We start from the raw sequence: 12,520 nt of genomic DNA on the forward strand, positions 1-12,520 counted from the left end.
CCAACCCGCCTTCACGCCAACAACCCCCGAATATTCCCCAACACCTCAGCCGCCTCGGCATCCAGCGCCGCGATCTCGTCGAGGATGTCCGCCGGGCTGCGGTGCACCACTTCTTCGCGGCCGTTCGGGTTTTTCACCGACAGGTCAAACGTGTCCAGGTTCACGGTGTCGGCGGCCACGCTCCAGCTTTTGGGCGAGTCGGCAAGCGTCTTTTGCAGTTGCACAAACTCCACCAAGTCCGCGTCGTTCAGCGGGTTGGTTTTGCCCATGTTGCGGCCGGGGTCCAATTGGTAGAACCAAGTCTTGCGGGTGGGCTCGCCTTTGGTGAAAAACAGCACCACGGTTTTGACGCCCGCGCCCTGAAAGGTGCCGCCGGGGCAGTCCAGCACGGTGTGCAGGTTGCAGTCGGTCAGCAGCTGTTTGCGCAGGGCCACGCTGGCGTTGTCGGTGTTGCTGAGGAATGTGTTTTTGATGACCACCGCCGCACGGCCCCCGGCACGCAGGCTTTTGATGAAGTGCTGCATGAACAAGAAAGCGGTTTCCCCGGTTTTGATGGGGAAGTTTTGCTGCACCTCTTTGCGCTCTTTGCCGCCAAAGGGCGGGTTGGCCAGGATCACGTCGTAGCGGTCACGCTCTTGAATGTCGTTGATGTTTTCGCCCAGCGTGTTGGTGTGCACGATGTTGGGCGCCTCGATGCCGTGCAGGATCATGTTCATGATGCCGATCACATAGGCGAGGCTCTTTTTCTCTTTGCCGAAGAAGGTGCGCTTTTGCAGCGTGTCCAGGTCGTCGGCCTTGGTGGCTTTGGGGCTGAGGTAGGCAAAGGCTTCGCACAAAAAGCCGGCTGACCCGCAGGCCGCGTCGTAAATGCGTTCGCCAATTTGGGGTTGCATCACCTCGATCATGGCGCGGATCAGTGGGCGGGGTGTGTAGACTCGCCGCCGTTGCGCCCGGCGTTGCCCATGTTTTTGATCTTGGCTTCGTACAGGTGCGACAGCTCGTGCTTTTGCGCCTGGCTGCCAAAGCGCAGCTCGTCGATGCGGTCGATCACGTCGCGCAGGTTGTAGCCGCTCTGGATTTTGTTGGTGATCTCGCCAAAGACTTCACCGATTTTGTATTCGATGGTCTGCGGCCCGCTGGCGCGTTGCTTGAAGCCCGCCAGATACGGAAACAGTTTGCCGTTGACAAACCCTTTGAGGTCGTCGCCCGTCATGGCGGCGTTGTGGTCGCTCTTGCCGTCCGCTCCTTTGGGGGCAGCCCATGCGGCCCAGCGGTAGGGCTCGCTCAAGATGAATTGGTAGTCACGCCCCTCCAGTACTGCCTCGGTGGCTTTGTCGGCTTCGAGGGCGTCGAGGTACTTTAAAAACAGCAGCCAGGAGGATTGTTCGGTGTAGTCCAGCTCGCTGGTGCACCCCGCGTCTTTGTGCAGGATGTCATCGATATTTTTAAAGGTTTGTTCGAACATAGGTTTGCATTTTAGGGGGTGAGTAGTTTGCAAATCCGACGCAAATCACTGCGATAACCGCTGAGGTGCCCCGCTCAGGCACACTACACACCATTTTTCACATCCCCAGCTGCTGGGGTGCCGCCATTCCCAGGGATCACCGCATGGAAATCAAAGTCAATTTTCTCGACAAACTGCGCCTGGAGGCCAAGTTTGACGACTTCACCGTGCTGGCCGATCAGCCCATTCGTTACAAGGGCGATGGCTCGGCGCCGGGGCCGTTTGATTATTTTTTGGCGTCCTCGGCTTTGTGCGCGGCGTATTTTGTGAAGCTGTATTGCGAGACGCGCGGCATCTCCACCGAGCACATTCGCCTGTCGCAAAACAACATCGTGGACCCCGACAACCGCTACCTGCAGACCATCAAGATCCAGGTGGAGTTGCCAGCCGACATGTCCGACAAAGACCGGCTCGGCATTTTGCGGTCCATCGACCGCTGCACGGTCAAAAAGGCGATTCAAGCGGGTCCTACCTTCATCGTCGAAGCGGTGGACAACCTGGACGCCGACGCGCAGGCCTTGCTTTCTCTGAACCCCGATGCGCTGGCGCAGACCCGCATTGCGGGCAAAGACTTGCCGTTGGAGCAGACCATCGCCAACATGACAGCGGTGTTGGCGAACTTGGGCATCAAGATCGAGATCGCGTCTTGGCGCAACCTGGTGCCCAATGTGTGGTCGCTGCACATCCGCGACGCACATTCGCCCATGTGCTTCACCAACGGCAAGGGTTCGAGCAAAGAGAGCGCCTTGGCCTCGGCGCTGGGCGAATACATCGAGCGGCTGAACAACAACCATTTTTACGCGGGCGTGTTTTTTGGCGAAGACCTGGCGCAAGCCGACTTCGTGCACGACCCCCGCGAGCGCTGGTTCCCGCAGGGCAAGCGCGACGCGCTGCCCAAAGGCTTGTTGGACGAACACTGCTTGGCCATTTACAACCCCGATGGTGAGCTCAAGGCCTCGCACCTGTTCGACACCAACTCCGGCAACACCGCGCGTGGCATTTGTGCGTTGCCCTATGTGCGCCAGTCCGATGGTGAGGTGGTGTACTTCCCGTCGAACCTGGTGGAAAACCTGTTCGTGAGCAACGGCATGAGCGCGGGCAACACGCTGGTCGAAGCGCAGGTGCAGTGCCTGTCGGAGATTTTTGAGCGGGCCGTCAAGCGCGAGATCCTGGAAGGCGAAATGGCCTTGCCCGATGTGCCGAAGGATGTGCTCGCCAAGTACCCCGGCATCGTGGCCGGCATCGAGGCCTTGGAAGCGCAGGGCTTCCCGGTCTTGGTCAAAGACGCGTCGCTGGGTGGTGTGTACCCGGTGATGTGTGTGACCCTGATGAACCCGCGCACGGGCGGTGTGTTTGCGTCGTTTGGTGCACATCCGCGATTGGAAGTGGCGCTGGAGCGCAGCCTGACCGAGTTGCTGCAGGGCCGCAGTTTTGAGGGCCTGAATGACTTGCCCGCGCCCACGTTCATCAGCAACGCCGTGACCGAGCCCAACAACTTTGTGGAGCACTTCATTGACTCCAGCGGCATCGTGTCATGGCGGTTTTTCAGCGCCCAGGCCGACCACGAGTTTGTGGAGTGGGACTTTGCTGGGCAGGGCGAAGACGCCACCGCCCAAGAGGCTGCCACGCTGTTCGGCATCTTGCAGGCCATGGGCAAAGAGGCTTATGTGACGGTGCACGACCAACTCGGCGCCACCGCTTGTCGCATCTTGGTCCCCGGTTATTCCGAGGTCTACCCGGTCGACGACCTGATTTGGGACAACACCAACAAAGCGCTGTTGTTCCGCGCCGATGTACTCAACCTGCACCGCCTGGACGATGAGGCTTTGGAGGCATTGCTCGACCGGTTGGAGAACAACGAACTGGACGACTACCTCGACGTCGCTACCCTGATCGGCATCGAGTTCGACGACAACACGGTGTGGGGCCAGCTCACGGTGATGGAGCTCAAGCTCTTGATCCACCTGGCTTTGCAGCAGCTGGAAGAAGCCCACGAACTGGTGGGCGCTTTCCTGCAATACAACGACAACACCGTAGAGCGCCGCTTGTTTTACCAAGCCTTGAACGTGGTGTTGGAAGTCACGCTGGGCGAGGACTTGGCCCTAGAAGACTACGAGGTGAATTTCCGCCGCATGTTCGGCCAAGAGCGCATGGATGCAGCCATCGGCTCGGTGGACGGCAGCGTGCGTTTTTATGGCCTCACGCCCACCAGCTTGCAGCTGGAGGGCCTGGAGCGGCACCAGCGCTTGCTCGACAGCTACAAAAAGCTGCACACGGCGCGATCGCGTGCTTCAGCCAAGCAGGGCAGTTCAGCTTGATGCCCCAACTGCCCACCTTGGCAACAGGCGGGTGAAGCAGGCTTGGCGCTTGTCGCCCTAGTCAGTTTCTGCAGTCTCTGCTTTCACCCTGACGCCGCCAATCACCCCCGCCACCAGCAGCGCAATGCCTGCCAGCGTGAGGGGTTCTGGCCATTGGCCGCGCAGCCAAAAGGCGTAGCTGAGCGCCGCCAGGGTTTCAAACACGATGAGCTGCCCTGCCAAGGCGGTGGGCAAGCGTTGGCTGGCGGCGTTCCAGCACAGGGTGCCCAACCACGAGGCGAACAGGCCAATGGCCATCATGAGGCCGATGAATTCGAGCGGGCGTGGGCCCAGTGGCATGGGCATGGGGTCGTTGGTGGCGAGGGCCCAGAGCCAATAGGCCGCATAGCCCAGCAAGGCCAGCGGCAAGGTGGCCATGCCTTGTGCCGTGGCCCAGACGCGCGGGTTGCGGTCCGGGTGGCCACGCAGCCAGTCGGCGTTTTTGAGCGGGTACCAGGTCCAGCAGACCACTGCACCCACGGCCAGAGCAGCTCCGGTGATGTAGCGCAGGGTGTCTGCAGCTGGGTTTTGCACCAATGCGGTCCATTCCACATGGTTGACGCAGGCGATGCCCAACAAGATGAGGGCCAAAGGGGGCGCCAGCTTGAGCCAAGGAAAACGCCCGTCCCGCTGGTGGTTGAGCAGGTTGGCCGCAACGGCAATCACCACCGGCAGCGTGCCGATGATCATGGTGGGCAGGGCGCCGCCCGCACGCTGGATGGCGCTGGCCAAAAACAGGTAATACAAGACGTTGCCAATGGCCGCCAGTTGGAGGGCGGCCAACCAGTCGCTGGGTGTCAGACGCCGGATCTCGGCGCGGTCGACAAAAGCCAAGGGCAGCGCGATCAGGCCAAAGGCCAGATACCGGCCAAAGGTGTGCAGGGCGGCGGGGTAGTCGGGCAGCATGAGTGGTCCGACAAACACCAAGCCCCACATGAGTCCAGCGGCCAAGGAAAACAGGATGCCACTCAGCATGGGCGGTGTCTCTGGATGGGGGGCGCATCCAACAGTCGGTGGTGTTTCATCATGGCTGGGATTATCCGACCTGGTCAGTCCCTGCCCAGGCACTTGTGGGTCCTTTGTTTTGGAGATGGTCGCCTCCAAGACAAGAACCACCCCATGGTGGACCCGTGTGGCCCATCAACAAGGGGATTACACCAATGGTTGAGGCCGGTGGCTGTGGTTATCGTCGGTGAGGCCCCTGCGTGAAATGCTGGGTATGGAGCATTTGAAAAAAATGGAGACAGGGAATGACCGCAACGCAATGGCAAAACATTTTGGTGCTGTGCACCATCTTGGGTTTTGCAACGATGGAATATGTCAGTCGGCGCTATCAAAACACGGTGACCGCAACGGGCAACGACACCAAGCTGGAGTTGTTCATGTTCCTGAGTGTGCTGGCCGTCACCCAGCCCTTGGCGATTTTTGTCACGTCCAAGTTGGGTCATGCTTGGTTTCCTGATTACAAAAACGCTTTGGCCGATTGGCCTTGGTGGGGCATGGTGGGCGTTTTGTTGTTGGCCGATGACATGACGCAGTATTGGTGGCACCGTTTGTCGCATTCGCCTCTGTTGTGGCCGTTGCACCGGGCTCACCACTCGGCCGAGTACATGAGCATCCGCGTGACGTTCCGCAACAACTTTTTCTATTACCTGATGATGCCGGGCTTGTGGGCTGCAGGTGCTTTGTTGTATTTGGGTTTTGGCGGCATGGTCTATGCGCTGTACATCGTGGTGAAGTTGCTGGTCATTTTGGGGGCGCATTGCGCTTGGCGTTGGGACGAACCGCTGTACCGGGTGCGGGCCCTGCATCCCCTCATGTGGGTGTTGGAGCGCACCATTTCGACCCCGGCCACGCATTGGGCACACCACGCCATCACCAATGAAGACGGTGTGGGTCATTACAAAGGTAACTTTGGCAACTTGCTGTTTTTGTGGGACATCATTTTTGGCAGCGCCCACATCACCCGCCAATACCCGCAGCGCGTGGGACTGATCGACGACCAGTTGTTTGGGCAAGAGCGTTGGTACCACCAGATGCTCTACCCGGTGTTGCAGTCCAGGCGTGAACATTCCGCATTGCGTTTGGGCGGATCGATTTTCGAGGGGCCCGAAACCCCCTTGAAGCCCTGAGCTCTGTTGAGATTACTGGGCCAGCCAAGCGTTCCGATAGCGCCCCTGCGCGTCGTGGTCTTGGGTTTGTTTGGTGGGGTTGAAGCGCCGACCCACACGCGGGTCGGTGCCTCGGCCGCTCACATACAACCAGTTGCCTTGGTTGCTGCACACGTCAAAGTCCACCAGCTGTGACTCGAACCAAGCCGCACCCGCCCGCCAGTCGCACGACAGGTCGTGCACCAAAAAGCTGGCCACGATCTGGCGCATGCGGTTGGAGGTGAAGCCTGTGGCGGCCAACTCGCGCATGCCCGCGTCGACGATGGGCTCGCCGGTCTGGCCGCTGCACCAGCGTGCAAAGTCTTTGGGAAAGTGTGAGGGTCTGGGCAAGTTGGACAAACCCCGCGCGGCATAAAGCTGCGGGCCGTGTTGCAGGTGCAGCATGCGGAAGTTGTCGCGCCACAGCAGTTCAAACCACAGCCAATAGGTGCCGTCGTTGCTGCTGTGTTGTTGTTCGTAGGCCTGCAGCTCAGCCCAAATGCGCCGGGCCGACACCGCGCCCGTGGCCAGCCAGGGCGACCAGTGGCTGCTGGTGTGCTCGCCTTGCAGGGCGTTGCGGGTTTGTTTGTAGCGGTCGGGCCAAGGCGGTGTGAGGTAGTTTTTCAGGTGGGCCAAAGCGCTGGCCTCGCCACCCCGGTATGCAGCTTGGGTGTACGGGAAGTTGGACCGCAAATGCGCATCGCCCTCGGTGTGCGCTTGCAGCAGTGTGAAAGGGTCTTGTGTCCATCCGGGCAAGGTGCTCAGTGGCTCATTGGGCGGAGCAGGCAGCTGGGTGGGCGCGGGCAGCGGTGCCAGTGGTTGGAGCCGTGCCGATTCGATGCGTTGGCGAAACTCGGTGAAGACCTGTGGCATGTCTTCGGCCGCAAAGGGCAGTGTGTCAGGCTCGATCAGGCTGGACTGCCACAGGGTTTTCACCTTGAGGCGGGCGTTGATCAGGGCCTGCACCTGCGCTTCTTCTTCGGGGGCAGCGATGTCTTCGCAAAACACGGTGTCGGCACCTACCTGGCGGGCGCAGGCGGTCAACACCTCGGCCAGGGGGCCGTGCAGCAAGACCAGTTGCTGGCCCAGGGCCTGCAACGAGGCTTGCAGGTCTTGCAAGGTGTCGGCCACAAAGCGCCTGCGGTGCACACCCATGCGGCCAAAGCCCCAGGCCGTGTCTTCGTCTTGCGCAGGTTCGTGCACATAGACCAGCAGCAGGGCTTGCTGGTGCGTTTGGGCGTGGGCGATGGCTTGCTGAAGGGCGCGTTGGTCGTGCAGCCGCAAATCGTTTCGGAACCAGAAAAGGGTGGTGCGCATGGTTTAAAAGTCAAAGCCCAGCTGCTTGCTGGGTGGGGTGTTGGCGGGTGATGACTGGCCAGACTTTCGGCGGCGGGTCTTGGGGGTGTCGCTGTCGCGGGTGAAGACGTCACGTTGCTGGCCGCTGCCGTGTTTGCGCGAAGCGTGTTTCTCGACGATGGCTTTTTTGCCTGCCTTCACACCGGGTTCGGCCCGGCGCTCGTGCAGCGCGGCTTTGGATGTGCGCGTCGCTTCGGCCAAATCCACCACGGGCAGAGGAATGTCATCGTCTGGCCCATTGCCCACCGTCAGGCCGCAGTGGCGCTGCACTTCGGGCGGCATGAGCCAGGGCTCGAACAGCCAGGTATCGGGCACGCGGCGCATGTGGGGCAGCCAGCGGCGCACAAAGATGCCTTTGGGGTCGTGGTCTTGGGCTTGTTTGATGGGGTTGTACACCCGCGTGGTGTTGATGCCGGTGGTGCCCGACTGCATTTGCAGCTGGCTCCAGTGGATGCCCGGTTCGTAGTCCAAAAACTGGGTGGCCAGCCAGTGGCCCACGGGCCGCCAGTCCAGCCAGAGCGGATAAGCCGCCACCGACACCAGCATGGCCCGCATGCGAAAGTTCAGCCACCCGGTTTCGTGCAGCATGACCACACAAGCGTCCACCATGGGCCAGCCGGTACGGGCCGAAGTCAGGGCCGCAAAGTGAGCGTCGTTCCAGCCGTCTTCGCGCAGGCCGTCGTAACCCCGGTGCATGTTGCGCCACTCGATCTCGGGCTCGCTTTCGAGCTTTTGGATGAAGTGGCAATGCCAGTACAAGCGGCTGATGAAACCAATGAGCCCGGCCTTGTGCCTGCCCGCTTGTGGGGGCAAAGCATCGAGCGCAGCGCGGGTGGCTTGCACCACCTCGCGCATGCTGATGCAACCATAGGCCAGGTAGGCTGACAGGCGCGAACACGCGGTGGGCGCGGACAAGGGGGAGGAGATGCCGCCCCGGTAACCCAGCGCCCGCGCATCCAGAAAGCTGTGCAAGGTGTCCAGCGCCAAGCGACGCCCACCGCGCTGGCGCTGGGCGGGGTTGTGCTGCAGACCGGGGGGCGGTGTCATGGCCTCGGGGCCAGCATCGGTGTGGGGCTGAAAAAAATGCAGCTCGGGCAAGACTGCTTGGGGCGCGGCCATGTGAGCCTCCCAGCGGGCTTGCCAGGTGTTGCGGCTTTTGAGGCGGCGCACCACCCCAAACTGCGCCCACTCTGTCCAGCCCACCCCGGCGCTGCGGCACCAAGCGCCCACTTGCAGGTCGCGCTCGTAGGTGAAGGCGTTGCCGGTTTCTTCGTGGGCCACCAATTCGGCAAAGGGCGCTTGTGCATGCAAGGCGGCCAAAACCTGCACCGCATCGCCTGTGCGCACTTGTAAACTGCCGCCCGAAACCCGCAGTGCCTCGTGCAGTTCCAACAGGGATTCGCGCACGAATTCAAAGTGCTGCAGGGCCGCATCGGGCTGCTGCCACAGCCCGGGCTCAACGATGTAGAGGCACAGCACCGGCCCTTGGGCAGAGGCGTGCGCCAGTGCGGCATGGTCCTGCAGTCGCAAGTCGCGTTTGAACCAAACCACGCGGTAAGTCATGGCCTGCCCTCGGAGGGTGGAACTGGGCCCAGTCCGCCAGGCCCGGCGCCATAACGCGCCGGGTCCACCGAGATGCAATCGAGCAAGGCCTGTGGCAAATCAGGCGCTTGCTGGCGCAGGTAGCGGCGCACAAAGTCGCCGCTGTGCCAAGGGGCGGTGGAGCCGCTCCAGACCGCCTGGTCCTGCACGCGCCAATGCCCACCCTGCAAGCGCAAGACCACCAGAGCGGGCTTGAGGGTGTCAAAGTCAACCTCGGCCACGCCCCAGTCGCCCGATTGCAACAACTGCAACCAACGGGCACTCAGGGAGTCAGGCAGGCTGTGCTGCTGGACCACGCTCAGCACGGCACGGGTGGTGGGGCTGTCGGCGGGCCAAGTGGTGACGGGCGCGCAATCTCGGCGCACCAGGCGCAGCCGCTCCGCCGTCCAGCCGCGCAGGTCCCACCGCTGGCCGTTGATTTCCAGGAGCTGTCGACCGTCCAGTCGCACCCAATCAACATGGCTGTCGATCACCAACAAGGACGTCAGTACCACGACGAAGGCGGCCACATGGCGTTTCATACGGCTTGGCCTTGCGTATTTTTGGTTGCTATTTCAGCCATGATCCACGAATTTCCGGATATTTTGAAAATTAAAGGTTGTTTTGTGACTGCATGGTCATAGAATATCCCATCGTTAACGGAGAACGCCATGATCCAGAAGAAAACCGTCAAAGCCCTTGACATCGCTGTGTTCATCACTTCGCGTGCGGTGGTCAAGCCCGTGACCACCGAAGAGATCGCCCACGGTCTGAACCTGTCGTCTTCGTACACCGAATCCATCCTGAAAGAGCTTCGCGAGGCGGGCCTGATCCGTGCGCACCGCGGGCCGGGCGGCGGCTACCAGATGCGAGGCAATCCCGAAGACATCAGCTTGTGGGATGTGGTGCAGCATTTCGAAGAAATGCACAGCTTTGACGCGCTCTACCCCGAAGGCGATCACCCCATGAAGGCGCTGGAGAGCGACATCCAGAGCAACATGCAATCTTTGTTGCAAGCGCAAACCCTGTCCGATGTGGCCGTGCCCTTCATGCCACGCGATGCCCGCGTCTCTTCCATGTTGGGTCAGTTCCGCCTCAAGCCCTTGCCGCCACCGGTCATGCCACGCGCCCCGAACTCGGTGTTTCAGCTCAGCATGATGATGTGAACCTGGGGCCCTCAGTGCGGGGCCCAGGCGAACTCGCGCAATTGTTCCAAGGTCACATAAGCCAGGGCTTTCTGGTGCGTGCTCTCCAGCACCACATGCGGGGCCACCCCGGCCTGAAAGGCTTCGAGCCAGCGCAGCGCACACAGGCACCAACGGTCACCCGCCTTCAGGCCCGCAAAGCGGTGCTCGGGTCTGGGCGTGACCAGGTCGTTGCCCCGTGAGAGTGAAAAATCCAGAAAAGCCTGCGTGACTTTGGCGCAGATCACATGGGTGCCTGCGTCTTCATCGCTGGTGTTGCAGCAGCCGTCCCTGAAAAAACCCGTGAGCGGGTCGTAAGAGCAGGGGATCAATTCGCCACCGAGAACGTTCAAACCGGAGCGAGTCATGGGTGTCCAAGAGCAAGAGATGATGGGACGCGTATTGTGTGTGCGTCACTGCCAGACGCCTGTCACGCAGGCTAAAGGCTTCACAGGGTGCAGGGTCTTTCAATCCCGGGGCCCGACATGGCATTCGGGCCATCGGCCGTCAAACTGCGCGACAGGGCGCGGCACTGTAGGCCGTTAAGATGGTCCGACACACCGCCTGTCCATGAATTTCCCGCTCATCACCGACCCCTTTTTTTACGTGATTGCCGTACCGGCGGTGCTGCTGCTGGGTTTGAGTAAGAGCGGCTTTGGTGCAGGGTTCGGCTCATTGGCGGTGCCGATGATGGCCTTGGCCGTCACCGTGCCACAAGCCGCCGCGATTTTGATGCCCGTTTTGCTGGTGATGGACCTGCTGGGCATGGCGGCCTTTCGCAACGACGTGGACAAGGCCCTGCTGCGTTTCATGGTGCCTTTTGCCATGGTGGGCATTGTTTTGGGGGCTTTGTTGTTCAAGCTGCTGGATGCGCAGCTGGTGGCGGCCATCGTTGGGGCTTTCACCTTGCTGTTTCTGGCGCAGCAAATGCTTTTTAAGCCCGACCCCCATGGCCCACCGCCGCCGCGCTGGTTGGGTGGTTTGCTGCTCATCACTTCGGGTTTCACCAGTTTCATCGCACACGCGGGCGGCCCCCCGGTCAACGCTTATGTGATGCGCCTGAGGCTCAAGCCCATTCTGTTCACGGGTACGCTGGCGTATTTGTTTTTCTTCATCAACATGGCCAAATGGCTGCCTTACGCTTGGTTGGGCTTGCTCGATTGGCGCAACCTGGCCACTTCTTTGGTGCTGTTGCCGTTGGCTCCCATTGGGGTTTGGATGGGGGTGCGTTTGGCCCGCCGCATTCGGCCCGATTTGTTTTACCGCCTGATCCGTTTGGGCATGTTCCTCACCGGGTGCAAGCTCTTGTGGGACGGTGTGCGCTGAACGGACTTTTGACAATCCAAGGAGACCTCTCATGAAAGCAGCCTGGTACAGCCGCAACGGCGAAGCCCAAGACGTGATGGAGGTGGGTGACTTGCCCACACTCAGCCCCCAGCCTGGTGAGGTGCTGGTGCGCCTGGCCACCTCGGGTGTGAACCCCTCCGACGTCAAGTCGCGGCGAGCCCGGCCCCTGTCAGACCCTTTGGTCGTGCCGCACAGTGACGGTGCGGGCGTGATCGAAGCCGTGGGCGATGGCGTGCCTGTTTCGCGCTTGGGTGAGCGGGTCTGGGTGTGTAACGGGCAGTGGCAGCGACCCATGGGCACCTGCGCCCAGTTCATCGCCTTAGCCGCCGCGCAGGCCGTGACGCTGCCCGAGGGGACCGATTTTGCAGCCGGTGCCTGCATGGGCATTCCGGGGTTGACGGCCGTGCAGGCGGTCATCCTCGCCGAACGCTTGGGGGGTGATTTGCGCGGTCAAAACGTCTTGGTCACCGGGGCTTCGTCGGCCGTGGGCCACTACATCACGCAAATGGTGACCCAGGCCGGGGGCCGGGTGATCGGCACTGTGGGCTCTGAGGCCAAAGCCGCGCACGCCCAAGCGGCAGGCATGCAAGACGCTGTCTTTTACAAAACCGAATCGGTGCCCCAGCGCGTCAAGGCGCTCACGCAAGGGCGCGGAGCGGATGTGATCATCGACATGGATTTCTCGACCACCGCGGGCTGGGCCTCGGAAGGCGCTTTGGCCCCGCACGGCCAGGTGGTGTGTTACGGCTCCAATGCGCTGGAAGTGCCCCTGCCGTTTCGGCCCTGGCTGTACCAGTCCATGGGCGTGAAGTTCTTTTTGGTCTACGACCTGACACCCGCTGACCGCCAGACCGCTGTGGCGCGTTTGTCGGGCATGCTGGCCGCTGGGCAGTTGCAGCACAGCATTGGGGCACGCTACACGCTGGACCAAGTAGCACAGGCCCACCGCACGGTGGAAGCCGGGCAGACCGTGGGCAATGTGGTGATCGAGCTCTGAGCTGGCGATGGCGCCGCTGTGGTTGTACAGGCTGCGGTGGCGTA

12 protein-coding genes are annotated in these 12,520 nt (G+C 61.4%); 5 read left to right on the plus strand and 7 right to left on the minus strand.

What is annotated here, in order from left to right; all coding sequences use genetic code 11:
• Positions 1–11: 11 nt before the first annotated feature.
• Both L63ED372_RS16475 and L63ED372_RS16480 read right to left on the minus strand, forming a co-directional pair.
• Complete coding sequence (locus tag L63ED372_RS16475) at positions 12–893, minus strand: HsdM family class I SAM-dependent methyltransferase (protein WP_231624546.1); 882 nt, start codon at positions 891–893, stop codon at positions 12–14.
• A 20-nt stretch (positions 894–913) separates the two neighbouring features.
• On the minus strand, positions 914–1,465 hold the full coding sequence (locus L63ED372_RS16480; RefSeq protein ID WP_197275313.1) for a type I restriction-modification system subunit M N-terminal domain-containing protein: 552 nt from the start codon (positions 1,463–1,465) through the stop codon (positions 914–916).
• A gap of 143 nt (positions 1,466–1,608) precedes the next feature.
• Between L63ED372_RS16480 and L63ED372_RS03065 the strand changes: the two genes are divergently transcribed.
• The gene (locus tag L63ED372_RS03065) at positions 1,609–3,822 is read left to right on the plus strand and encodes an OsmC domain/YcaO domain-containing protein (protein WP_062403162.1); all 2,214 of its coding nucleotides are present in this window, start codon (positions 1,609–1,611) and stop codon (positions 3,820–3,822) included.
• A gap of 57 nt (positions 3,823–3,879) precedes the next feature.
• On the opposite strand, the gene L63ED372_RS03070 is transcribed toward L63ED372_RS03065, so the two are convergent.
• A complete protein-coding gene (locus tag L63ED372_RS03070) occupies positions 3,880–4,836 on the minus strand; it encodes a DMT family transporter (RefSeq protein WP_062403165.1) in 957 nt (318 codons plus the stop codon).
• A gap of 275 nt (positions 4,837–5,111) precedes the next feature.
• Between L63ED372_RS03070 and L63ED372_RS03075 the strand changes: the two genes are divergently transcribed.
• The gene (locus L63ED372_RS03075) at positions 5,112–5,993 is read left to right on the plus strand and encodes a sterol desaturase family protein (RefSeq protein WP_062403168.1); all 882 of its coding nucleotides are present in this window, start codon (positions 5,112–5,114) and stop codon (positions 5,991–5,993) included.
• A gap of 12 nt (positions 5,994–6,005) precedes the next feature.
• Here L63ED372_RS03075 and L63ED372_RS03080 read toward each other — a convergent pair whose 3' ends face one another.
• From L63ED372_RS03080 to L63ED372_RS03090, 3 genes are read right to left on the minus strand one after another with little or no spacing between them, the layout of a single operon-like run.
• The gene (locus L63ED372_RS03080) at positions 6,006–7,328 is read right to left on the minus strand and encodes a DASH family cryptochrome (protein ID WP_062403171.1); all 1,323 of its coding nucleotides are present in this window, start codon (positions 7,326–7,328) and stop codon (positions 6,006–6,008) included.
• Positions 7,329–7,331: 3 nt separating this feature from the next.
• Positions 7,332–8,930 (minus strand): FAD-binding domain-containing protein, encoded by a 1,599-nt coding sequence (locus tag L63ED372_RS03085; protein ID WP_062403174.1) that lies wholly within the window; start codon positions 8,928–8,930, stop codon positions 7,332–7,334.
• Positions 8,927–9,490 carry a hypothetical protein gene (locus L63ED372_RS03090; RefSeq protein ID WP_062403177.1) on the minus strand — a complete coding sequence of 188 codons (564 nt, stop codon included), beginning with the start codon at positions 9,488–9,490 and terminating at the stop codon, positions 8,927–8,929. The genes L63ED372_RS03085 and L63ED372_RS03090 overlap by 4 nt, the downstream gene beginning before the upstream one ends.
• 129 nt (positions 9,491–9,619) lie before the next feature.
• On the opposite strand from L63ED372_RS03090, the gene L63ED372_RS03095 reads away from it, so the two are divergent.
• A complete protein-coding gene (locus L63ED372_RS03095) occupies positions 9,620–10,114 on the plus strand; it encodes an RrF2 family transcriptional regulator (RefSeq protein ID WP_062403180.1) in 495 nt (164 codons plus the stop codon).
• An 11-nt stretch (positions 10,115–10,125) separates the two neighbouring features.
• Here L63ED372_RS03095 and L63ED372_RS03100 read toward each other — a convergent pair whose 3' ends face one another.
• Positions 10,126–10,500 carry a DUF2237 family protein gene (locus L63ED372_RS03100; protein ID WP_062403184.1) on the minus strand — a complete coding sequence of 125 codons (375 nt, stop codon included), beginning with the start codon at positions 10,498–10,500 and terminating at the stop codon, positions 10,126–10,128.
• A gap of 202 nt (positions 10,501–10,702) precedes the next feature.
• Between L63ED372_RS03100 and L63ED372_RS03105 the strand changes: the two genes are divergently transcribed.
• Both L63ED372_RS03105 and L63ED372_RS03110 read left to right on the plus strand, forming a co-directional pair.
• Positions 10,703–11,458 carry a sulfite exporter TauE/SafE family protein gene (locus L63ED372_RS03105; protein ID WP_062403187.1) on the plus strand — a complete coding sequence of 252 codons (756 nt, stop codon included), beginning with the start codon at positions 10,703–10,705 and terminating at the stop codon, positions 11,456–11,458.
• Between the two features lie 31 nt (positions 11,459–11,489).
• A complete protein-coding gene (locus tag L63ED372_RS03110) occupies positions 11,490–12,476 on the plus strand; it encodes an NADPH:quinone reductase (protein ID WP_062403190.1) in 987 nt (328 codons plus the stop codon).
• Positions 12,477–12,520 lie beyond the last annotated feature (44 nt).

Origin of the sequence: Limnohabitans sp. 63ED37-2 (assembly GCF_001412535.1) — a bacterium.
Lineage (GTDB): Bacteria > Pseudomonadota > Gammaproteobacteria > Burkholderiales > Burkholderiaceae_C > Limnohabitans_A.

Bases quoted from the DNA above. Each gene is read 5' to 3' on its own strand.
- L63ED372_RS03080 (WP_062403171.1), bottom strand. From the start codon at position 7,328: ATGCGCACCACCCTTTTCTGGTTCCGAAACGATTTGCGGCTGCACGAC.
- L63ED372_RS03085 (WP_062403174.1), bottom strand. From the start codon at position 8,930: ATGACTTACCGCGTGGTTTGGTTCAAACGCGACTTGCGACTGCAGGAC.
- L63ED372_RS16480 (WP_197275313.1), bottom strand. From the start codon at position 1,465: ATGTTCGAACAAACCTTTAAAAATATCGATGACATCCTGCACAAAGAC.
- L63ED372_RS16475 (WP_231624546.1), bottom strand. From the start codon at position 893: ATGCAACCCCAAATTGGCGAACGCATTTACGACGCGGCCTGCGGGTCA.
- L63ED372_RS03105 (WP_062403187.1), top strand. From the start codon at position 10,703: ATGAATTTCCCGCTCATCACCGACCCCTTTTTTTACGTGATTGCCGTA.
- L63ED372_RS03065 (WP_062403162.1), top strand. From the start codon at position 1,609: ATGGAAATCAAAGTCAATTTTCTCGACAAACTGCGCCTGGAGGCCAAG.
- L63ED372_RS03090 (WP_062403177.1), bottom strand. From the start codon at position 9,490: ATGAAACGCCATGTGGCCGCCTTCGTCGTGGTACTGACGTCCTTGTTG.
- L63ED372_RS03110 (WP_062403190.1), top strand. From the start codon at position 11,490: ATGAAAGCAGCCTGGTACAGCCGCAACGGCGAAGCCCAAGACGTGATG.
- L63ED372_RS03070 (WP_062403165.1), bottom strand. From the start codon at position 4,836: ATGCTGAGTGGCATCCTGTTTTCCTTGGCCGCTGGACTCATGTGGGGC.
- L63ED372_RS03075 (WP_062403168.1), top strand. From the start codon at position 5,112: ATGACCGCAACGCAATGGCAAAACATTTTGGTGCTGTGCACCATCTTG.
- L63ED372_RS03100 (WP_062403184.1), bottom strand. From the start codon at position 10,500: ATGACTCGCTCCGGTTTGAACGTTCTCGGTGGCGAATTGATCCCCTGC.
- L63ED372_RS03095 (WP_062403180.1), top strand. From the start codon at position 9,620: ATGATCCAGAAGAAAACCGTCAAAGCCCTTGACATCGCTGTGTTCATC.